Genomic DNA, 21,652 nt, shown 5'->3' with positions numbered 1-21,652 from the left:
CGGTCGAACTCGGAGGTGGTCACTGGCGTCCTCCCAGCACGAACGCGAGCGCGGAGGCCGCGGCCATCCCGGCCATGGCGAGCCCGGCGCGGGCGTACATGCGGGGCAGGTCGGCGGTCGGCACGCGGGGGTCCGGCGGCAGGCCGTAGACCTCCGGCTCGTCCAGCAGCAGGAACACCGACCCGGTCCCGCCGACGCCGTCGTTCGGGTTGGCCCCGTAGAGCCGGGCCTCGGTGCGCCCCTCGGCGTGGAGCCGGGCCACCCGCTCCCGGGCCCCGCTCACCAGGTCCTCGCGTTCGCCGTACTTGATGGACGTCGTCGGGCAGGCCTGGGCGCAGGCCGGGGTCTGGTCGTCGACGAGCCGGTCATAGCAGAGCGTGCACTTCTGGGCCACGCCGACGTTGCGGGCCTTCTCCGGTTTCCCGGGCCCGGTGGGCGTGACCGGGGCCGCGGAGCGCTCCGTCTTCGGCTGGGCGATGCCGTCCTTGCGCCGCTCGATGACCCCGAACGGGCAGCCGGCCACGCACGTGCCGCAGCCGTTGCAGACATCGTCCTGGACCACCACCGTGCCGTGCTCGGTGCGGAACAGCGCCCCGGTGGGGCACACGTCCAGGCAGCCGGCGTTGGTGCAGTGCTTGCAGACGTCCGAGGACATCAGCCAGCGGAACTCGGGGGTGTCCGGCGGGGTCGTGTCCACGGCACCCGCGTCCTCGGGCCGGGTGGGCCCGCCGCCCAGCGAGGACAGCACGTCGAGTTCCCCGAGGTCAGGGGCGGGGGGAAGGCCCGCCGGCGGTCGCCCGGCCACCTCCGAGAGCGGGCCGGTCATCCCCCCGGTGACGGCGGTGGTGATCGCCTCCCCCGCGGTGGTGGGCACGTCGGCGGGACGGATCCGGGGCATGCCCAGGCTCACGAGTGCGCGCCCGGACTCGCGGGCCGCCTCGATGCGGCCGCGGTCCTGCTCGATGAAGGCGACGTGGCGCCAGGTGTCCGCGCTGAGGCCCTCGGAGTTGTCGAAGGAGGAGTTGGACAGCTCGTAGTCCGAGTCCGCCGGGTTGCGGTTCCACTCCTTGCAGGCCACCTCGCAGGCCTTGCAGCCGATGCAGATCGAGGTGTCCGTGAAGAAGCCCTTGCGGGCGTGGGGGTGCTCGTAGTGGGCGTCCGCCGTGGGGTTGTCCCCCACGGCGGCCGCGTCCGGTGCGGTCAGTCGCTGCATCTACTCCTCGGCTCCTGGCTGGTCCGTCGATTCGTGGTCCAGCCGCTCGGACCGGTCAGTGGCCTCCTCGGCGCCGGCCTCCTCGTGGCTGCCGGTGACGCCCTCGTTGCCCGACTCCACGGTCAGGTGCGCCCTGCGCTGGTAGTCCTCCACCAGCTGCAACAGCTGCCTGCCCTGGGGTCGCCGTCCCGGCCGGATGTCCACGGCGCCGACCTTGGAGCCCTGGATGAGCACGTTCGGGTCCAGGGTGATGCCCAGCAGGTCATTGGCGGAGTCACCCGTGACGACCGCGTCGTTGCCGACGCCCCAGTGGTAGGGCAGTCCGATCTGGTGGACCGTCTGTCCGCCCACCCGCAGCGGCCTCATCCGCTCGGTGACCAGGACCTTCGCCTCGATGGCCGCCCGCGGGGAGATCAGCGTGGCCCAGCCGTAGGGTTCCAGCCCGCGCTTGGCGGCCAGTTCCGGGGAGACCTCGCAGAACATCTCGGGCTGCAGCTCGGCCAGGTACGGCAGCCACCGGCTCATCCCGCCGGCGGTGTGGTGCTCGGTCAGCCGGTACGTGGTGAACACGAAGGGGTACACGTCCGACCCCGGGGCGCCCGGTTCGGGCGCGCTGAGGTTGTCCTTGCGGGGCAGGGTGACCCGGGTGGGGTTGTGCTGCTGCCGGTACAGCGGGTTGCGCACCGGGGACTCCTGCGCCTCGTAGTGGGTCGGCAGCGGACCGTCGACCATCCCCTTGGGCGCGAAGAGCCAGCCCTTGCCGTCGGCCTGCATGATGAACGGGTCGTCCCCGGCCAGCGCGGCCGCACCGCCCAATGAGGGGTCCGGGGTGCTGCCGGGCGCACGGTCCACGGGGAAGTCCGGGATGTCGTTGCCGACCCACTTGCCCTGGTCCTCATCCCACCAGACGAGCTTCTTGCGCTCGCTCCAGGGCCGGCCCTGCGGGTCCGCCGAGGCCCGGTTGTACAGGATCCGCCGGTTCGAGGGCCAGGCCCAGCCCCATTCCTCGGTCTGGGGACCGTCGCCACCGCCCGGAGTGCGGTCGGCGGCGTGGTTGATCCCGTCCGCGAAGACGCCGGTGTAGATCCAGCAGCCACCGGCCGTGGAACCGTCCGCCTTCAACTGGGTGTAGCTGGAGAGCAGCGTGCCGGCGTCGGGCCCGGTGAGCTGGTGGCCGTTGATCTCCTGCAGGATGGCCTCGCCGTCGGGCTCCCCGTGCTCGTCCTCCGGGTAGTCCCAGGTCAGGTCCAGCAGCGGGCGGTCGCGGGGGTCGGTGGAGTCCGCCAGCCGGGCCCGGATCCGCTTGCCGAGCTCGTGGAAGAACTGCAGCTCGGACTGGGCGTCACCCGGCGGGGCCACGGCCTGGTGGCGCCACTGCACCAGACGCTGGGTCTGGGTGAAGGTGCCGGCCTTCTCCACGTGGTTGGCGGCCGGGAAGAAGAACACCTCGGTCTCGATGTCCTCGGTGCGCAGCTCGCCGGTGGCGATCTCCGGACCGTCCTTCCACCAGGTGGCGGACTCGATGAGCTGGAAGTCCCGGACCACGAGCCACTTCAGGTGGGACATGCCCATCCGCTGCATGCGGCCGTTGGCGGAGCCGACCGCCGGGTTCTGCCCGAGCAGGAAGTAGCCCTCGACGTCCCCGGCGATCATCCCCTCCACGGTCTGGTAGGTGCCGTGGGGACCGGTGAGGCGGGGGATGTAGTCGTAGGCGTAGTCGTTGCCCGCGTGGGCGGCATCCCCCCACCAGGCCTTGAGCAGGCTGACGGTGTAGGCGTCCGCCTCGGCCCAGTAGCCCTTCTGCTTCTTGGAGGCGATCGAGTCCAGGTAGGTACCCAGGTCCTGCTTCTCCACGGTGGGCATCGGCAGGTACCCGGGCAGCAGGTTGAACAGGGTGGGGATGTCCGTGCAGCCCTGGATGGACGCGTGGCCGCGCAGGGCCATGATGCCCCCGCCCGGGCGTCCCATGTTCCCCAGCAGCAGCTGCAGGATGGTGGCCGTGCGGATGTACTGGGCGCCGACCGTGTGCTGCGTCCAGCCCACGGCATAGGCGAAGCAGGTGGTGCGCTCGCGGCCGGAGTTCTCCGTGATCGTCCGGGCCAGCTCCTCGAAGTCCGCCACCGGGATCCCGCAGGCGTCCCGCACCATCTCCGGGGTGTAGCGCGCGTAGTGGCGCTTCAGGATCTGGAACACGGTGCGCGGGTGCTGCAGCGTCTCGTCCCGGCGCGGCACGTGCGTCTCGACGTCCGGGCCACCGGAACCGTACTGCTGGCCGGCCGCCTCCGTGGAGGCCTCCGCCCCGTCCTCCCGGGCGCTGTCCCCCGCGGTCCCGTCCCCGACGCCGGTGCCCCCGGAACCGCTGCCGGGCTCCGGCTCGTAGGCCCAGGACTCCATGTCGTAGCCGCCGGACTCCTCGTCGTACCCGGAGAACAGCCCGTCCAGGTCCTCGGCGTCCCGGAAGTCCTCGTTCACGATCGTCGCGGCGTTCGTGTAGGCCACCACGTACTCCCTGAACCACTTCTCGTGGGTCAGGACGTAGTTGATCAGCGCGCCCAGCAGCACGATGTCCGAACCGGCACGGATCGGCACGTGCTTGTCCGCCACCGCCGAGGTGCGCGAGAAGCGCGGGTCCACGTGGAAGACCTTGGCACCGCGCGCCTTGGCCTCGGTCACCCACTGGAAGCCCACGGGGTGGGCCTCGGCCATGTTCGAGCCCTGGATGACAATGCAGTCAGCGTTGGCCATGTCCTGCAGCGATTGGGTGGCGCCGCCGCGCCCGAAGGAGGTCCCCAGACCGGGAACCGTGGCGGAGTGTCAAATACGGGCCTGGTTCTCGATCTGGATCGCGCCGGCCGCCGTGAACAGCTTCTTGATGAGGTAGTTCTCCTCATTGTCCAGCGTGGCCCCGCCCAGGGAGGCGATCCCCATGGTGCGGGCCAGCCGGCGGCCCTGCTCGTCCAGGTCCTGCCAGCCGTTGCGGCGGGACGCCAGGAACCGGTCCACCACCATCTCGGTGGCGGTCTCGAGGTCCATCTCCTGCCACTCGGTGGCCCGCGGCGCCCGGTAGAGGACCTTCGTCTGGCGGTTGGAGGCGTTGACGAGCTGTTCGCTCGCCGACCCCTTGGGGCACAGCCGACCGCGGGAGATCGGTGAGTCCGGGTCCCCCTCGATCTGCACGACCCTCTCGTCCGTGACGAAGACCTTCTGCCCGCAGCCCACCGCGCAGTACGGGCACACGCTCTGCACGGAGCGGTCCGCGGTGGTGGTGCGCGGGGCGATGGCCCGCGTGGTCGGAGAGGTCACGGCAGAGCTTCGACCGGAGGAGTCGTCCGTGCGGAACTGCCGGATGACCGGCCATTCCAGGAAGCTGAACCGTGCCATGGGACCAACCTATCCCAGCCGGGGGCAGGGCGAAAGTACCGGCGCGGTCGCGGCGTCCGGTTGACTGGGGGCATGCACATCGTCCTCGGTCCGGCCGCCGCGGCCTCGGCGGGCCCGTCCGCCGGGTCGTCGGCACCGCCTGCCGGGTCGTCCGCCCGGTCCGCCCCGGTACCGGCACGCAGCGGTTCCGGCACCCCGGGATCGTGGGAGGCCGTCCTGGTCGACGGTGACCGGATCGCACGGGGACCCACGGCCGGCCCGGACCAGCTGCCCGGCCTCGTCCGGGCGCTGCCGGAGCGCCTCGGGACGGACCCCGCGTCCATCCGCTGGGTGTTCGCCTCCGTGGCCACCGACTACCCGCCGCTGTTGCGGGCCGGCATCGAACTCGGCCGGTGCTGGGACCTCGGCCTCGCCCAGCGCATCCTCCTCGGTGCGGCCACGCTCGAGGCGACCGGCGTGCGGTACTCCCCCGCCGCCGTCGTGCCCGTCCGGGACCCGGAACCCTACGGTCAGGCCCCGCGGCCGGGGCCGCCGGACCAGGAGGCGTTCTTCGACCTGCCGGCCGCGGGTGCCGGACGGGACGGCAGCCCCGGGGCCACCGAGCTGGCGCGGGAACTGGCCACCCAGCTGGCCGCCGTCGCCGGTGCCCGGCATCCGCAGCGCCTGATGCTGTTGCTGGCCGCGGAGTCCCAGGGTGCGCTGGTCGCGGCGGAGATGCTGCAGGAGGGACTGCCCTGGCGCCGGGACGTCCACGAGGAGATGCTCCGGCGCCGGCTCGGGCCCCGCCCCCGGGAGGGCGAACGGCCGCGGCTGCTGCAGGAGCTGGCCCAGCGCATCGCCGCGGGCCTCGGCGTCCCCGGCCTCAATCCCGATTCTCCCCAGGACCTGCTGCGGGGACTCACGGCGGCCGGGGTGCGGGTGTCCTCCACCCGGGCCTGGGAACTGAAGGAATGGGCCCGTGGCGGCGGTGCGGACTCGCCGCGCCGCGCGGAGCTGGTGGCACCCGTGCTGGAGTACAAGCACCTGTACCGGTTGTGGACGGCCAACGGCTGGCACTGGCTGGACGAGTGGGTCCGGGACGGCCGCTTCCACGCCGCGTACGCGGTGGGCGGGGTGGTGACCGGGCGCTGGGCCGCCCACGGCGGCGGGGCCATGCAGGTCCCCGCGGCCGTACGGGATGCCGTGCGGGCGGACCCGGGATGGCTGCTCACCGTGGCCGATGCCTCCCAGGTGGAACCGCGCATCCTGGCGGCCATGTCACAGGACCGGGCCCTGGCGGCCGCCGGCGGCGGGCACGACCTGTACCTGGCGGTGGCGGAGCAGGGCCGGCAGACCGGGTCCGGGATCGGTGACCGGACCCGGGCGAAGATCGCGCTGCTCGGTGCCATGTACGGGGCCACGACGGGTGACTCGGCCGTGCTGATGCCGCACCTGCGCCGCCTGTACCCCGAGGCCATCGGGCTGCTCGAGCGGGCCGCGCGCCGCGGCGAGGAGGGCGGCCAGGTGGCCACCTGGCTGGGCCGGACCTCCCCGGCGGTGGGGCCGGACTGGCTGGCCGGGGTCCGGGACGTCGGCACGGCCGAGGCCGAGTCCCGGTCCCGGTCGATGCGCGCGGCGGCCGGCCGGTTCACCCGCAACTTCGTGGTCCAGGGCACGGCGGCCGAGTGGGCCCTGTGCTGGATGGGTGAGATCCGGCGCCGGTTGCGCGCGGGCCACCGGGACCATAAGCGGGGGCTGCGAACCCGGCTGGTGTTCTTCGTCCATGACGAGGTGGTGCTGCACGGGCCCGCCGAGGAGGCCCCCGCCGTCGGACAGATCGTCACCGAGGCGGCCGCGACCGCCGGCCGGCTGCTGTTCGGGGCGGCACCGGTGGAGTTCCCGCTCACGGTCGCCGCGGTGGAGTCCTACGCCGAGGCGGGTTAGGACGGCTCGCCCGGGTCAGGCGTGGGCGCGGCACCGCGCCTGGTACGTCTCCGTGCCGCCCACGTGCTCGGCCCGGGCGGCCCCGCCGGCCCTCGACGGCGTCCCGCTGGGGACGACCCGCACGTGGAAGGCGGCGTCCCGGCCGCACACCGAGCAGACGGCGGTCAGCTTGACCACCTCCTCCGCCAGGGCCATGAGTGCCGGCAGCGGTTCGAACGGCAGGCCGTCGAAGGTCACGCACAGCCCGGAGACCACGACCGTGAGCCCCTCCCCGGCCAGCCGCGTGACCACCGGGACCAGGTCGGAGCCGAAGAACTGGGCCTCGTCGATCGCCAGCAGGTCCAGGTCCTGGCCGGCCACGAGACCGGCCAGCCCGGCGGCGTCGGGCACGGACCGGGCCGGGATGCGCTGCCCGGCGTGGGAGGCCACGTCCCGCGAGCCGTGGCGCACGTCCAGGGCGTGGTTGACCACCTCCACGGAGAGCCCGGCCAGCCAGGCACGGCGGACCCGGCGCATCAGTTCCTCGGACTTGCCGGCGAACATCGGCCCGGCGATCACCTGCAGTTCGCCGGCCCGCTCTCTCGCGATGGCGCGCGGTCCGCTGCCCCGCAGCCCGGTCACCGCGCGACCTCGCGGTGGATGACGCGGACCCAGGACCCGATCATGGCCAGCGTCGTGGCCATCCAGGCCGCCAGCGCCACCCAGACCCACAGTTCCCCGATCCGGGCCACGATCGGCAGCTGGTCCGCCCGGCCCAGGTACATCCCGGCCACGGCGTACATACCCAGCGGGAAGACGATGCTCCACAGGGTCGGGGTGTATCGCAGGGGGACCCTCTTCAGCACATGCCGCCAGACACCGGCGGCGAAGAGCACCGGGATCAGCCACGTGGCGAAGCACCAGAGCACGACCGCGGCCCCGGCCACGAGCCCGCGGACGGCGTCCACCATGGGGGTGCTCTCCATCTCCACGATCCTCGCCCCGGCCACGATGGTGATGGCGATCGCGCCCATCGAGACCCAGTAGGGCGGCTGGAACTGCTCGGGCTCCAACGGGTAGGCCAGCATCCGGTAGACCACCAGGATGGCCACGGCCACGTACAGCACCAGACCGACCGACCAGGCGAAGACGGCCAGCATGGCCAGCCCCTGGCGCACCTCCGCCAGCTCGGGTTCCAGGGTCGCCGCCACCACGGCCACCGACTGCGCGGCGACCACCCAGATGAACCAGGTGCCGTTGGCGGCGGCGGTCACCGGCCGCTCGGACCGGCCCAGCACCGCGGCCCACGGCACGGCATAACCCAGCAGCAGCCAGCTCACCGACCCGACCACGAGCAGCGCCGCGGCGGGTCCGATGATGCCGATGCCGGCCAGCGACACGGCCAGCACGTCCGTGGCCGCCACGAAGGTGAACACGAGGAACGCCCTCGCGGAGTCGTGGAAGTCGGCCGCGTAGGCACCGCGGTATGCCAGCAGCCGCCAGCCGTTGAGCACCACCAGCACGGCGTACCCGACGGCGGCCAGCACGATCAGCGCGGCCGAGAACCGGTCCCAGCCCCGTTGCGCCGCACCAATGGACAGGATGCCCGTGCCCATCACGAAGGCGAAGTATCCCGGGGAGAGCCGCTCGGGCGTGAACCGGCGCAGCGAGGAGGACAGGGGCGGGCGCCGCGCAGGTCTCGTCACGGTGCCCATGGTCCCGATGCTAGTCAGCCGGTCCCGTTCCCGCCCATCCGGTAGCGCTCGGTGGCGCCGGGGTCCTGGAACGGGGAGTCCGTCGGGGTGCGGAACGACTCGGCCTCGACGCTGCCGGACGCCTGTTCCATGAAGTCCATCCACTGCGGCCCGGCCAGGGTGCTGCCCCAGAAGTGCTCGTGCTCCTGCCCGTTGACCCGTGTCCCGGCAAGGGTCTCCAGGTCCGTGTACCGCCCCACCCAGCTGGCCGTGGACAGCCCGGACGTGTAGCCGATGTACCAGGTGGAGGACTGGGAATTGTTGGTGCCGGTCTTGCCGCCCATCGGCACCCCCGGGTCCACGCCGGCCTCCTCCGCGTTGCGCCGGCCGATCTGGGTCAGCGTCTCGTTCAGCTGGGCCACCACCTCGGGATCGAGCGCCTGCTGGCAGTCTGGGCCGCCGACGTCGTACCGCTTGCCGGTCGAGTCCGTGACGGACTCGATCGCGCGGGGACGGCAGTACCGGCCGTCGTCCGCGAAGGCGGCGTAGGCCGCGGCCTGGGTCATGGGGGCGAACTCCTCCGAACCGAGGATGAAGGACGGGTTGCCCGGGTTGAGCGGCCGGCCGTCGTCCGCGCGGTGCACGCCGAGCCGGGTGGCCACGTCGGTGATGTCACACAGGTCCAGTTCCTGGGCCATGTTCACCATGACGGTGTTGATGGACCAGTACAGGCCGAAGTCGGCCGTCATCGGGCGCTTCATGTCGTCGATGACGTTGTTGACCTTCCACCCGCCCTCGTCCGGGATGGACACCGATCCGCCGGGCTGGCAGGAGGCGCGGAACTGCTCGCCCTGGCGCCAGTGGTCCTGGGAGGCGTCCACGACGTCCGCCATGGACCGGCCGTCCTCCAGCCACGCCGCGGCCACGTAGGGCTTGAGCGAGGACCCGCCCTGGAAGCCATTGCCCCCGCCCTGGGCGGCGTCCACGTTGAAGTTCAGCACGGTGTTGCCCCGGCCCTCCTCGGGTGAGTACCGCGTGTTCTGGGCCATCGCCCGGATGTTGCCGGTGCCCGGCTCGACCGAGACGAGTGCGGACCCGGCGCCCGAGGCGTCCGAGGCCGGGACGGTCTCCTCGACCGAGGCCTGGGCCTGCTGCTGCAGCGTCGGGTCCAGGGTGGTCGTGATCTCGAGCCCCCCGCGGTGCAGCAACTGCTCCCGGGACTCCGGATCCGGCCCGAAGGCCTCGTTGGAGCGGATCTCGTGCTGGACGAAGTCACAGAAGTACGGGGCGGCGGAGGAGGCGATGCAGCCGGCCTGCTCGGGGTGGACGTCCAGGCCCAGTTCGCTGGCCGTGGCCTCGGCGTGTTCGGCGTCCGTGATGAAGCCCTGGGCCAGCATCGAGTCCAGCACCACGTTGCGCCGTTCCACGGCGGCGTCCGGACGGGTCTGCGGGTTGTAGCCGTTCGGGGACTTCACGAGCCCGGCGAGGGTGGCCGACTGGGCGATCGTCAGCTCGGAGGCCGGCACGCCCCAGTAGTACTGCGCCGCGGCCTCCACCCCGTAGGTGCGGCCACCGAGCAGCACGATGTTCAGGTAGCCCTCGAGGATCTGGTCCTTCGTCATCTCCTGCTCCACCGAGACGGCCAGCTTCATCTCGCGCAGCTTGTCCATGTACGTCTTGGTCCCGGAGATCGTCAGCTTCTCCTTGCCGCTGAGCATGTCCGCGTTGATGAGCATGTTGTTGACGTACTGCTGGGTGATGGTCGAGGCTCCCTGCTCGGAGTCCGTGGAGGCGTTGTTCACGAGCGCACGGCCGATCCCCTGCGGGTCCACGCCGCCGTGCTCGTAGAACCGCTCGTCCTCGATCGCGACGATCGCCTCCTGCATGTGCGGGCTGATCTCGTCCAGGCCCACCGGCTTGCGGTTCTCCGCGTAGAACGTGGCCAGCTCGGAGCCGTCCGAGGCCAGCACCCGGGACGGAACGCTGATCGGCTCCTCGCGCAGCTCGGCGGGGAACTCGTCGAGCAGCTCGGAACCGGTGGCGACGGTGGCGCCGCCGGTCGCGGCCAGGGGCAGGGCCAGCCCGGCCACGAGGATCCCGGCCAGGACGCTGGCGCCGAGGAAACCCAGGACCTTCCCGGTGGTAGTGGACAGTGCGGAGCGGACAGAACGCATCCGAAGACCCTCTCAACCGATCCTGACCGCCGGCTGGCCACGAGCCCAGAGCGCGCTGGTGGTGCGTGAGTCGGCTCACGGTGATGACTGCCCCCGAGGACGTGGACCACCGCGGACACCGCACCCCTCGCACCGGGCCCGGTCCCCTTCGTAGGCTGGACCCCGACAGGAGCGCCGAGGTCGCGGGAGGACGCATGGAGGCGGTACACGTGCTGGTGTCCGGCACCGTCCAGGGCGTGGGCTTCCGCGCCACCTGCCGGCGGGCCGCGGCGTCGGCGGGGGTGACCGGCTGGGTCCGCAACCTCGACGACGGCCGGGTCGAGGCGCTCTTCACCGGTCCCGCGGCGGCGGTGGAGGACATGGTCGACTGGTGCCGGTCCGGACCCGGTGCCGCGGTGGTCGAGGCGGTACGCGTCGACCGCCTGCAGGGGCCACCGTCCGACCTCCCCGGGCACTTCGAGGTGCGCTGACGCCCCCCGCCCGCCGTCCGTCATGGCCCGGAGGACATCGCCCCCTGCGGCCCCGCACGGACGCGTCCCCTGGATGCGGACGGATGCTCTACCGGCCGCTCGCCGACCGTTCGTCGGCGCCCACCGTCCCCGCGCGGACAGTCCCCGCGGTGCGCCGGCCCGGGCCCCTACAGGACCAGGGCGGCGATGATCCCGCCGAAGAACAGCGGGATGTTGAAGTGCAGGAACGTGGGCACGCAGGTGTCCCAGATGTGGTGGTGCTGTCCGTCCACGTTCAGCCCCGAGGTGGGGCCGAGGGTGCTGTCCGAGGCGGGCGAGCCGGCGTCGCCGATAGCTCCGGCCGCCCCCACCAGCGCGGCGGTGGCCAGCGGGCTGAACCCGACGGCGGCGCACAGCGGCACGAAGATCGCCGCCAGGATCGGGACGGTGCCGAAGGACGAGCCGATGCCCATGGTCACCAGCAGGCCGACGACCATCATGACCACCGCCGCCAGCAGCCTGCTGTCCCCGATCCAGCCGGTCGCGGACGTCACCAGCTCGTCCACGGCCCCCGTCTCGGACAGCACGGACGAGTAACCCGAGGCCACCAGCATGATGAAGGCGATCGTGCCCATCATCGTCACGCCGCCGTGGGCGAGTTCGTCGGAGGTGCGCCAACGCTCGCCGCGGAAGACGAAGATCACGAGGATGCCGCCGAGCGCGGCGATGACGAGCGAGCCGAACGCGATCTGCAGCACGAGGGTGATCGCGAGCCCGATCAGCACGACGACGTGCTGGCGCGTCCAGCCCGCGTCATGGCCCGGGCCCTCCGCACCGTCGTGCGAGGGACCGAACGCGAAGGCGGTGAGGTCGGGTGCCGCGTCCCGGTACTCCCGCGCGCGGCGGTAGCTGAAGAGGATCGCGATGACCAGGCCGATGAGCATGCTGGCGACCGGGATCGCCATGGCCAGGGAGATCTGCCCGAGCTCGACGTCCATGCCGAACTTGGCCATCTCGTCCAGGATGATGTTCTGGAAGATCAGGCCGAACCCCAGCGGGATCAGCATGTAGGGGGCCTTCAGGCCGAAGGTCAGTGCCGTGGCGACGGCCCGGCGGTCCATCCTCATCCGGTTGAAGACGCTCAGCAGCGGCGGGATGAGGATCGGGATGAAGGCGATGTGGACCGGGACGATGTTCTGCGACAGGCAGGCGAGTCCGGCGATCCCGAAGAGGGTCATCGCCCGCCGGCCGGAGATCAGCGGCAGGATCCGGCGGATCAGCTTCCCGGTGATCCCGGAGCGGGCCACCATGACCGAGAGGATGCCGAGCAGGATGTAGCTCAGGGCGGTCTCCCCCTGGCCGCCGAGCCCGTCGACGAGGATGGTCACCGTCTCGTCGGGGGTCAGCCCCGCGAGCAGGCCCGCGACGAGCGTGGCGATGAGCAGGGCGACGATGACGTTCACGCGGGCCAGGCTCAGCGCGGCGAGCACGAGCACGGACACGACGACGGGATTCAACAGCACAGCGGAGACGACCTCTTCGGTGGCGCGGGCGGTGTGATGGCGCATCCGCGCCCCGAAGAGTGTAGCCGGAGTGCGGGTCCACTCACCCGCAGCACGGTGGCATCGCCGATGGCCCGACGGCGGCGGGCCCGGTCAGCCGAGCAGGCTGAGCAGGATGCCCCCGACCGCCACGATGCCGGCGATGACCACGAAGACGTTCGAGATCGCGCCCCGGAACGGCGCCAGGGCGGGGACCTTCCGGATGGCGTACATCGGCATCAGGTAGAGCACGGCCGCGATGACCGGACCGGCCAGCGATTCGATGAGTCCCAGGATGCTCGGGTTGAGCACCCCGGCGATCCAGGTGCTGGCGATGAGGAACACGCTGATCCCGATCCGCAGTCCGCGGTCGGAGAAGCGACGGGACTGCGGGTCCACCATGCCGCGCATGATGCCCTGGGCGCCCTCGAACGCCCCGAGCCAGTGGCCGAAGAAGGACGAGCCGATGGCCGTGACGGCCACCGCCGGTCCGAGCCAGGCGATGATCGGCAGGCCCATGACGTTGGCCAGGTGCGAGAGCACCGGCAGGTTGGCGTCCTTGGCGGCCTGCAGCCCCTCCGGGCCGAGGGCCAGCACGCAGGACCAGACGAAGCCCATGGTGAAGACCACCAGCAGGATGGAGGTGACGCGCAGGACGGAGGAGGCCTTCTGCACCGAACCGGCGCCGTAACGCTGGCGCAGGGACACGGAGAACTGCGAGATCGCCGGGGAATGGTTGAACGCGAAGACCAGCACGGGGATCATCAGCCACAGGGACATCGCGAAGTCACCGGCGGCGGGTACGGCCCCGAAGCCCTCGAAGGACCAGGACGGGATGAGCAGCAGGGTGACGGAGAACAGGACCGCGATCAGCGGGTAGACCAGCCACTGGGTGACGATCAGCATGACGCGCTGGCCCGCCACCATCACGGCGGACATCAGCAGCACGAGCACCCCGGAGAGCAGCCAGCGCGGCCACGGGCCCATGCCCAGCTGGTTGACCATGAGGCTGTCCACGGTGTTGGTGATGCCGACGCCGTAGATGAGCACGATCGGGAAGATCGCCAGGAAGTACAGGATGGTGACCAGGCGGCCGGCGCCCTCGCCGAAGTAGTCCCGCACCACGCCGGTGATGTCACGGTCGGCCCGGGGTGAGGCGACCACCATGCGGGACAGCGCCCGGTGGGAGAAGTAGGTCATCGGCCCGATGATCAGCGTGGCGATGATCAACGGCCACATCCCGCCCAGGCCGGCGTTGATCGGCAGGAACAGGACGCCGGCGCCCACGGCCGTGCCGAACAGTCCGATCGTCCAGCTCGAGTCGAAGCGGTTCCAGCCCGGCGCGGCGGCCGCGCCGTCCGGACGACCGGGTGCCGGCCTCTCGAGGGTCGGGGCTGCGGCGGGGGCGTGGCCGGCTGGTCCGGCCTCGGTCCCGACGGCGACGGGCCCGGTGGGGCGGCTGGGTTCCATGGGTTCTCCTCAGGTGGACGTGGGACGGTGGTCCCCTCGTGTCCTCCCCGCTCTGTCCATGGACCTGAGAGTTTCGCGTCGTGCCGGCCGGGAGCCGGTCGGCCGCTTGCCCCGTCGGTGGTCGCGCGTGGGTGTGGCGACGCTTTCCAGAGGTGCCCAGCGATCCGGTACGGGGGCCTGAGAGATTCCCGGGGAGGGCTTGCTCCTTCGGCGTCGCGCATCTTGGGTGGTGCGGGATCTCTCCCGGACCGCTCAGTGGCTGATTCCGGGAGACTACTGTAATGCACATCACACGGCCGCGCGAAATCGCGGCCGGGTCATCACCGCGCGGGCGTGCTCCTGCGGGGCTTCCGGACGGCACCGGTGTCCTGCATGTCCTCGAGCTCGCGGCCCTTCGTCTCCGGGACGAAGCGCCAGACGAAGAGGAAGGACAGCACCGCCATCACCGCATAGAGCCCGTAGGCCACGGTCAGCCCGATCTCGGCCAGCCACGGGAAGGTGGTGGACACCGCGAAGTTCGCGGCCCACTGAGCCGCCGCGGCCACGGCGAGCGCCCCGGCACGAATCCGGTTCGGGAACATCTCCCCCAGCAGGACCCACACCAGGGGCCCCCACGTGGCACCGAAGAAGACCACGAAGGCGTTGGCCGAGATCAGGGCGACCGTGGACCACGGCTGGCCCAGCTCGGCGGCCGTGGTGCCGTCGGCGGCCTGGACGACCTGCGCGAAGGAGAAGGCCACCGCCATCAGGCCCAGTGAGGCCGCCATGCCCAGGGACCCGACGAGCAGCATGGGGCGCCGCCCCACCCGGTCCACGAGCAGGATGGCCACGATCGTCACCAGGATGTTCGTCACCGACGTGATCACCGTGATCGTCAGGGCGTCGGACTCCCCGAAGCCCACGGAGCGCCACAGCGTGGTCGAGTAGTAGAAGATCACGTTGATGCCGACGAACTGCTGGAACACGGACAGCACGATGCCGATCCACACGATCGGCTTCAGGCCCATCGCCGGTCCGCGCAGGTCGCGCAGGGACTCCCGCCGCTCGGACTCCAGCGTGTCCTTGATCTGCTGGATCTTGAGGTTGACCCGTTCGATGCCGGTGAAGTCGTACAGGACCTGGGCCGCACGGTCGAGGTCCCCGCGGGCGACCAGGTACCGGGGCGACTCGGGCAGGCGGAACGCGAACACCCCGTAGAGCAGTGCCGGCACGGCCTCGGCCATGAACATCCAGCGCCAGGCCTCCAGTCCCCACCACAGCGTCTCGGCCGCGCCTCCGGCCAGGTTCGCGAAGAGGGCGTCGGACAGCAGCGCCACGAAGATGCCGGTCACGATGGCCAGCTGCTGCAGGGAGCCCAGCCTGCCCCGGACGCCGGCCGGGCTCACCTCGGCGATGTAGGCCGGGGCGATCACCGAGGCCGCGCCCACGCCCAGGCCGCCCACGACCCTCCAGATGATCAGGCTCCACACGTCGAAGGCCAGTCCGGAGCCGAGCGCCGAGACCAGGAAGAGCGCCGCCGCCAGCAGCATGACCCGGACCCGGCCGAAGCGGTTGGCGACGGGACCGGCGAACCAGGCGCCCAGGGCGCAGCCGATGAGGGCCGAGGACACGACGAAACCGGTCAGCCCGGGGCCGAGTGCGAAGCCCGACTCGAGGGCGTCGACGGCACCGTTGATCACCGCGGTGTCGAAGCCGAACAGGAAGCCACCCAAGGCGGCGGCGATGCAGATGCCGATCACGCGGATGTTCACGCGGTCGGCGGGATTCTTCGGCGTCATTGCTTCCTCCGTGGGGGGGCGTGACCGGATGCCCCACCCTACTGCCGCTCCATGCCAGGGCGCAGGTCCTGGGACCCGCGGCGCCGAGCCCGGGCGTGCTCGCCCGGGCCGTCCGCAACACTCTCCCCTTCAGGTCACGCTGACTGTAAGATGGATCTCAGTCAACTTAGGGTCATCCAGACCCTAAGTGAGAGGACGGGAGTCAGGGTGGATCAGCACACAGCCCGGTTGGCGGTGTCCACCGTCATCTTCGCGCTGCGTTCCGAGGCCGGGGACCCACCGGCCCTGTGGACCCCCTTCGTGCGCCGCACCCGGGAGCCCCACCTGGACCAGTGGGCCCTGCCCGGCGGCTGGCTGCCGGACGCCGAACCGCTCGAGGACGCCGCCGCCCGGACCCTGGCCGAGACCACCGGCCTGCGCCCCAGTTACCTCGAGCAGCTGTACACCTTCGGCGCCCTGGACCGCTCCCCCACCGGCCGCGTCATCTCCGTCGTCTACTGGGCCCTGGTGCGCTCGGACGAGGTGACCGACGCCGCAGTGGGGAACAACGTCCAGTGGTTCCCGGCCGATGACCTCCCGGCCCTGGCCTTCGACCACAACGCGATCGTGGACTACGCGCTGCAGCGGCTGCGCACCAAGGTCGAGTACGCGCGGATCGCGCACACCTTCCTGGGTGAGACCTTCACCCTGGCACAGCTCCGGTCGGTCCACGAGGCCGTCCGGGGCCAGCCCCTGGACCCGGCGAACTTCCGCCGCTCCATCACCGCCTCGGCCGACATCGTCGAGACCGGCGAGCGCCTGGCGGGCACCCCGCACCGGCCGCCCCGGCTCTACCGCTACCGGCAGTTCACCCCGGGCGGCACCGACCCCATCCCCACCCAGCAGACAAGGACCCTCTCGTGACCACCACCGCCGACTCCCCCGCCGTCACTCCGCCGGCCCCCTCCGGCCCCGGCCTGTCCCCGCGCGCCGGCGCCTCCGTGCACCGCGCGCTGGACCTCATCGCCACCGGCTCCACGCGCGGCTCCTCCTGCTCCCCGGACCTGACGGCCGGGCCCTGGACCTTCGACGCCGGCACCCCCGGGTACGGACCGGGTGCCTCGCAGCAGGACGCGATCCCCGCCGGTGCACCCCGGCAGGGTGCGCTCCCGGAGCAGTACCAGCGCGCCTCCGACGACGAGCTGCACGAGCGGATCCGCGCGGCCAAGGAGACCCTGGGCGAGAGGGTCGTGGTGCTCGGCCACTTCTACCAGCGCGACGAGGTGGTGGCCCACGCGGACTTCGTGGGCGACTCCTTCCAGCTCGCCAAGGCCGCCAGGACCCGTCCGGAGGCCGAGGCCATCGTCTTCTGCGGCGTGCACTTCATGGCCGAGACCGCGGACCTGCTCTCCACCGAGGACCAGGCGGTCATCCTGCCGAACCTCGCCGCTGGCTGCTCGATGGCGGACATGGCCGACCTGGACTCCGTGGCCGACTGCTGGGAGCAGCTCGAGGAGGTGTACGGCACCGCGCCGGACGAGACGGGCCGCGCCCCGGTCATCCCGGTCACCTACATGAACAGCTCGGCCGCCCTGAAGGGCTTCGTGGGTGAGCACGGCGGGATCGTCTGCACCTCCTCCAACGCCTCCTCCGTCCTGGAGTGGGCCTTCGAGCGCGGCCAGCGCGTGCTGTTCTTCCCGGACCAGCACCTGGGCCGCAACACCGCCAAGGCCATGGGCATCGGCCTGGACCGGATGCCGCTGTGGAACCCGCGCAAGCCGCTGGGCGGCAACACCGAGGAGGAGCTGCAGCAGGCGAAGGTCCTCCTGTGGCACGGTTTCTGCTCGGTGCACAAGCGCTTCACCGTGGACCAGATCGCGCGGGCCCGCGCCGAGCACCCGGACGTCCACGTGGTCGTGCACCCCGAGTGCCCGATGCCGGTGGTCGACGCCGCGGACTCCGCCGGTTCCACGGACTTCATCGTCAAGGCCATCCAGGCCGCCCCGGACGGCTCCACCTTCGCGATCGGCACCGAGATCAACCTCGTCCAGCGCCTGGCCGCGCAGTACCCGCAGCACACCATCTTCTGCCTGGACCCGGTGATCTGCCCCTGCTCCACCATGTACCGCATCCACCCCGGCTACCTCGCCTGGGTGCTCGAGTCGCTCGTCGCCGGCGAGGTGGTCAACCGCATCCAGGTGCCCGCCGACGTCGCGGACCCGGCGCGGGTCGCCCTGGAGCGGATGCTCACCGTCGCCCCCGCCGCCCGTCCGGTCCCGACGCCGGCCGGTCCGGACGCGGGCGGGGCCGCGGCCGGTGCGGACGCCTCACCCGCGGGACCGGCCACGGGGGTGACGCGATGAGCGCCTGGTCCCAGCCGGTCGGGCGCGTCCAGGTCGAGCGGATCGTCGCCGCGGCCCTCGAGGAGGATGCCCCCTGGGGCGATCTCACCTCGGAGGTGCTGGTGCCGGCCTCGGCCACGGGGACCGCGCGACTGGTGGCCCGTGAGCCCGGCGTGCTGAGCGGCACGGCGGCGTTCACGGCCGCCTTCCGGCTCGTGGACCCGGAGCTGTCCGTGAGCACCTGGGTCCAGGACGGGGCGGCGTTCGAGGCCGGCACCGTGCTGGCCGAGGTCAGCGGTCCGGCGCGCGCGATCCTGCGCGGCGAGCGGATCGGCCTGAACTTCGTCCAGCGGATGTCCGGCATCGCCACCGAGACCTCGCGCTACGTGGCCGCGGTGGCGGCCACCCCCGCGCGGATCGTGGACACCCGCAAGACCACCCCGGGCCTGCGCGTCCTGGAGCGCCAGGCGGTGCGCGACGGCGGCGGCCACAATCACCGGCACTCCCTCTCGGACGCGGTCATGGCCAAGGACAACCACCTGGCGTTCCTGGCCGGTGCCGGGGTCAGCCTGACCGAGGCGCTGGTGCGGGCCCGGCACCTGCTCCCCCACACGGCACACCTGGAGGTCGAGGTCGATCGGCTGGACCAGATCCCGGACGTGCTCGCCGCCGGGGTGGACACGATCATGCTGGACAACTTCACCCTGGACGAGTTGCGCGAGGGCGTGGCGATCATCGGCGACCGGGCCATCGTGGAGGCCAGCGGCGGCGTCAGCCTGGACACGGTCGCCGACATCGCCGCCACGGGCGTGGACGTGATCTCCGTGGGGGCGTTGACGCACAGCGTGCGCTCACTGGACCTCGGGCTGGACGTGGGGACGTGATCTACCTCGACCATGCCGCCACCTCCCCCGTGCGGCGCGAGGCGCTGGAGGCGATGTGGCCGTACCTGACCGGGGACTTCGGCAATCCCTCCAGCCACCACGGCCTGGGCGAGTCCGCCGCGGCCGGGCTCGAGGCCGCCCGGCGGTCCGTGGCCACGGTGCTGGGCGGGCGCGCGGCCGGCGTCGTGTTCACCGGCAGCGGCACCGAGGCGGACAACCTGGCCGTCAAGGGCATCGCCCTGGGTGCGCCGCGCGGCCGGCACCTCATCACCACGCCGCTGGAGCACGAGGCGGTGCTGGCCTCGGTGGACTACCTGGTCCGCGCGCACGGATTCACCGCCGATCACCTCACCCCGGACGAGCACGGTCTCGTCTCCCCGGCGGAGCTCGCGGGGCTCATCCGTCCGGACACGGCGCTGGTCTCCGTGCAGTACGCCAACAACGAGATCGGCACCGTCCAGCCCATACCCGAGCTGGCGGCGGTGGCACGGGAGCACCGGGTGCCGTTCCACACGGACGCGGTGCAGGCGGCCGGCTGGCTGGACCTGGACGTGGGGCGCCTGGGCGTGGACGCCCTGAGCCTGTCCGGGCACAAGGTCGGGGCCCCCAAGGGGGTCGGCGTCCTGTGGGCCCGCAGCCGGCTGGCCCTGGAACCCCTCGTGCACGGCGGCGGCCAGGAGCGCGGCCGGCGCAGCGGCACCGAGAACGTGGCCGGCGCCGTGGCCCTGGCCACCGCCCTGGCGGCCACCGAGGCCGAGCGGGCCGGCGTGGGGCCCCGGGTGCGCGCCCTGCGGGACCGGTTCGTCGAGCAGGTGCTGCGCGAGGTGCCCAGCGCGCGGCTGACCGGGGATCCGCAGCGGCGTCTGCCGGGGACGGCGTCGTTCGTGTTCGCCGGCACGCACGGGGAGGCCGTGCTGCTGGAACTGGAACGGCGCGGGGTCGTCTGCTCCTCCGGGTCCGCCTGCGCGGCGGGCTCGGACGAGCCGTCCCACGTGCTCACGGCGCTGGGCGTCCCGGCGGGACTGGCCATGACCGCGGTGCGGTTCACCTTCGGTCCTGCCTCCGCGGAGCAGGACGCCGACCTGGCGGCGAGCGCCGTGCGGGACGCCGTGGTGGCGGTGCAGGGGCTCCAGACCGCGGGCTGACCGGGCCGCCCGCCCGCTCGCTCGCTCAGCCGGCCACGCCGGTCCATCCGCAGAAGGCCAGTCCCACGACGATCCCGACGATCGAGCCGAGCACCACCTCGGCGGGCTCGTGCCGGGCCAGTCGCACCCGGGACCAGCTGACGCCGAACCAGAGCGGGACGAGGACGGCGAGCAGGGCCCAGGCCCCGGCGACTGCGGGGACGACCACTGCGGTCAGCGCGCCGATGAGGGCATGGACACTGACCTTGATGCGGGTGTTCAAGGCCATCACGACCAGCAGGGTGCCCACGGCCAGGACCACCACGGCCCGCATCACCGCTCCGGTGGGCACGAGGAAGGCCAGGGCCGCCCCCAGGAGGATGGACCCGAGGGCCAGGGCGTAGAACAGATGCCGTTGGGTCCGGTGGACGATGAACTTGTCCGTGACCACCTTCCGGTGCGTCATCACGAGGGAGATGGCCTGCGGCACGACGGCGATCGGCACGACCGTGAGCAGCGCGCTGCGCGCCCAGTGGGGATCGGTGTGCACGGCCACCACCACGAGGACCACGGCGATCAGGACGAAGGGGCTCGCCACCTCCGTCAGAACCGTGGCCAGTCGGTCCAGCCGGCGCGCACCGGACACGCGTCCGCTGCCGTCGTGCCTCGTCAGGTCGTGCATCGTTCCTGTCATCGTGACCCCTCCCCGGCCAGTCTAGGAGGCTGAGGGGCCACCGCCGTGCGTGGCACGGGGTCTGGCCGCGGCGGGGCAGCCTCCGTTACGGTGGCCAGCACGACCCCCGGGCGCACCGGCCCGGGCCGACCCACCGGAGGACACCATGGCCAACAACGTGTACAACGTCACCGAGATCGTCGGGACGTCTCCCGACGGCGTCGACGCCGCGGTCACCAACGCCGTCACGGAGGCGGCGAAGACGTTGCGGAACCTGGACTGGTTCGAGGTCCAGTCCATCCGGGGTCATGTCGAGGACGAGCGGATCGCCGACTGGCAGGTGACCATCAAGCTGGGCTTCCGGCACGAGGGCTGAGCCGCGCGGGAGCTCTCCTCACACGGCATCCTGACGGCCCACGGGCTCCCCCGCGGGCCGGCGGACCTCGGTCACGGCCCCTCCTGCAGGCGGGCGGCGGAGCGCCGGTCCAGCCACCGGGGCACGGCGGCACAGTAGTCCTCGTACGCGGCGCCGAATCGTTCGCGCAGCGCCCGCTCCTCCGCGGGGATCTGGGTGCGGTCCATCAGCAGGACGAAGGCCGCCACCGGGACCCACGCGGCCCAGCTGCCCCGCCGGATGGCGTGGGCGGCCAGGAGCCCGGCCATGCCGAGGTACATCGGGTTCCGGGTGACCACGTTGGGCCCGCTGGTCACCAGGGTGGAGGCCCGCCCCGGTTCCCGGGGGTCGACCGTCGTCCGGTACACCAGGAACTGGGCCGACGCCCCGATCATCGTGGCGGCGGAGGCGGCCGCGACCGTCTGGGCGGCCGCCCGCCGTAGCGGTCCTGCTGTCGCGCCGGCCGGCAGGATGCGCTGCAGTGCGGCGGCGGCCAGTGCCAGGAGGGGCGGGGGGATCCGTGGGTTCTCCATCCAGTGATTGTGCAGGTCACGGCACCGGGGCACCAGGGATGGCGGTTGACGAAAGCCCGTTCACGCGCTGGCGGGGCGGCCGGGCTCGGTGCCATCCGCCGCAGTGGGGCACACTGGTCGG

17 protein-coding genes and 1 riboswitch are annotated in these 21,652 nt (G+C 72.2%); of the genes, 7 read left to right on the top strand and 10 right to left on the bottom strand.

From position 1 onward, the window contains the following. Nucleotides 1-19 precede the first annotated feature (19 nt). Together CITRI_RS0108905 and fdh are read right to left on the bottom strand one after the other, a co-directional pair. Nucleotides 20-1,213, bottom strand: a complete 1,194-nt coding sequence (locus CITRI_RS0108905; protein ID WP_010144399.1) for a 4Fe-4S dicluster domain-containing protein — start codon at nt 1,211-1,213, stop codon at nt 20-22. Continuing rightward, nucleotides 1,214-4,594, bottom strand: coding sequence for a formate dehydrogenase (gene fdh, locus CITRI_RS17075; protein ID WP_237709028.1), 3,381 nt, complete (start codon nt 4,592-4,594; stop codon nt 1,214-1,216). It lies immediately after the preceding gene. Nucleotides 4,595-4,666: 72 nt separating this feature from the next. On the opposite strand from fdh, the gene CITRI_RS0108890 reads away from it, so the two are divergent. After that, complete coding sequence (locus tag CITRI_RS0108890; protein ID WP_010144396.1) at nt 4,667-6,517, top strand: bifunctional 3'-5' exonuclease/DNA polymerase; 1,851 nt, start codon at nt 4,667-4,669, stop codon at nt 6,515-6,517. 15 nt (nt 6,518-6,532) lie between these two features. On the opposite strand, the gene CITRI_RS0108885 is transcribed toward CITRI_RS0108890, so the two are convergent. From CITRI_RS0108885 to CITRI_RS17070, 3 genes are read right to left on the bottom strand one after another with little or no spacing between them, the layout of a single operon-like run. Further along, on the bottom strand, nt 6,533-7,138 hold the full coding sequence (locus tag CITRI_RS0108885) for a thymidine kinase (RefSeq protein WP_010144395.1): 606 nt from the start codon (nt 7,136-7,138) through the stop codon (nt 6,533-6,535). After that, nucleotides 7,135-8,211 carry a tellurite resistance/C4-dicarboxylate transporter family protein gene (locus CITRI_RS0108880; RefSeq protein WP_010144394.1) on the bottom strand — a complete coding sequence of 359 codons (1,077 nt, stop codon included), beginning with the start codon at nt 8,209-8,211 and terminating at the stop codon, nt 7,135-7,137. The genes CITRI_RS0108885 and CITRI_RS0108880 overlap by 4 nt, the downstream gene beginning before the upstream one ends. A gap of 14 nt (nt 8,212-8,225) precedes the next feature. Beyond that, the gene (locus tag CITRI_RS17070; protein WP_010144393.1) at nt 8,226-10,364 is read right to left on the bottom strand and encodes a transglycosylase domain-containing protein; all 2,139 of its coding nucleotides are present in this window, start codon (nt 10,362-10,364) and stop codon (nt 8,226-8,228) included. A 194-nt stretch (nt 10,365-10,558) separates the two neighbouring features. On the opposite strand from CITRI_RS17070, the gene CITRI_RS0108870 reads away from it, so the two are divergent. Further along, nucleotides 10,559-10,834, top strand: coding sequence for an acylphosphatase (locus tag CITRI_RS0108870; RefSeq protein WP_010144391.1), 276 nt, complete (start codon nt 10,559-10,561; stop codon nt 10,832-10,834). 167 nt (nt 10,835-11,001) lie between these two features. Here CITRI_RS0108870 and CITRI_RS0108865 read toward each other — a convergent pair whose 3' ends face one another. The 3 genes from CITRI_RS0108865 to CITRI_RS0108855 form a co-directional block, all read right to left on the bottom strand. Beyond that, a complete protein-coding gene (locus CITRI_RS0108865) occupies nt 11,002-12,381 on the bottom strand; it encodes a Na+/H+ antiporter family protein (RefSeq protein WP_010144390.1) in 1,380 nt (459 codons plus the stop codon). Nucleotides 12,382-12,468: 87 nt separating this feature from the next. Beyond that, nucleotides 12,469-13,824 carry an amino acid permease gene (locus CITRI_RS0108860; RefSeq protein ID WP_010144389.1) on the bottom strand — a complete coding sequence of 452 codons (1,356 nt, stop codon included), beginning with the start codon at nt 13,822-13,824 and terminating at the stop codon, nt 12,469-12,471. 155 nt (nt 13,825-13,979) lie between these two features. After that, nucleotides 13,980-14,080: riboswitch (glycine riboswitch) on the bottom strand. Between the two features lie 64 nt (nt 14,081-14,144). Further along, nucleotides 14,145-15,602 carry a sugar porter family MFS transporter gene (locus CITRI_RS0108855; protein ID WP_010144388.1) on the bottom strand — a complete coding sequence of 486 codons (1,458 nt, stop codon included), beginning with the start codon at nt 15,600-15,602 and terminating at the stop codon, nt 14,145-14,147. A gap of 207 nt (nt 15,603-15,809) precedes the next feature. Here CITRI_RS0108855 and CITRI_RS0108850 point away from each other — a divergent pair, with 207 nt between their 5' ends. The 4 genes from CITRI_RS0108850 (at nt 15,810) to CITRI_RS0108835 (ending at nt 19,952) form a co-directional block, all read left to right on the top strand. Beyond that, nucleotides 15,810-16,505, top strand: coding sequence for an NUDIX domain-containing protein (locus tag CITRI_RS0108850; RefSeq protein WP_010144387.1), 696 nt, complete (start codon nt 15,810-15,812; stop codon nt 16,503-16,505). A 77-nt stretch (nt 16,506-16,582) separates the two neighbouring features. Continuing rightward, on the top strand, nt 16,583-17,944 hold the full coding sequence (gene nadA, locus CITRI_RS0108845; protein ID WP_141566038.1) for a quinolinate synthase NadA: 1,362 nt from the start codon (nt 16,583-16,585) through the stop codon (nt 17,942-17,944). Then, nucleotides 17,941-18,807 (top strand): carboxylating nicotinate-nucleotide diphosphorylase, encoded by an 867-nt coding sequence (gene nadC / locus CITRI_RS0108840; protein WP_010144385.1) that lies wholly within the window; start codon nt 17,941-17,943, stop codon nt 18,805-18,807. The genes nadA and nadC overlap by 4 nt, the downstream gene beginning before the upstream one ends. Continuing rightward, entirely contained in the window at nt 18,804-19,952 is a 1,149-nt protein-coding gene (locus tag CITRI_RS0108835) for a cysteine desulfurase family protein (RefSeq protein ID WP_010144384.1), read from the top strand. The genes nadC and CITRI_RS0108835 overlap by 4 nt, the downstream gene beginning before the upstream one ends. Nucleotides 19,953-19,977: 25 nt before the next feature. Here CITRI_RS0108835 and CITRI_RS19390 read toward each other — a convergent pair whose 3' ends face one another. Then, on the bottom strand, nt 19,978-20,613 hold the full coding sequence (locus CITRI_RS19390) for a hypothetical protein (protein WP_010144383.1): 636 nt from the start codon (nt 20,611-20,613) through the stop codon (nt 19,978-19,980). A gap of 157 nt (nt 20,614-20,770) precedes the next feature. Between CITRI_RS19390 and CITRI_RS0108825 the strand changes: the two genes are divergently transcribed. After that, entirely contained in the window at nt 20,771-20,980 is a 210-nt protein-coding gene (locus CITRI_RS0108825; protein ID WP_010144382.1) for a dodecin, read from the top strand. Between the two features lie 71 nt (nt 20,981-21,051). On the opposite strand, the gene CITRI_RS17065 is transcribed toward CITRI_RS0108825, so the two are convergent. Beyond that, nucleotides 21,052-21,531: an isoprenylcysteine carboxylmethyltransferase family protein gene (locus CITRI_RS17065; RefSeq protein ID WP_010144381.1), complete on the bottom strand. Its 480-nt coding sequence runs from the start codon at nt 21,529-21,531 to the stop codon at nt 21,052-21,054. Nucleotides 21,532-21,652: the final 121 nt, after the last annotated feature.

It is taken from the genome of Citricoccus sp. CH26A, from assembly GCF_000224415.1.
In the GTDB taxonomy this organism is placed as follows: domain Bacteria; phylum Actinomycetota; class Actinomycetes; order Actinomycetales; family Micrococcaceae; genus Citricoccus.
Note: the sequence above shows the minus strand (reverse complement) of the source record. Positions and strands in the feature narration are given on the sequence as shown.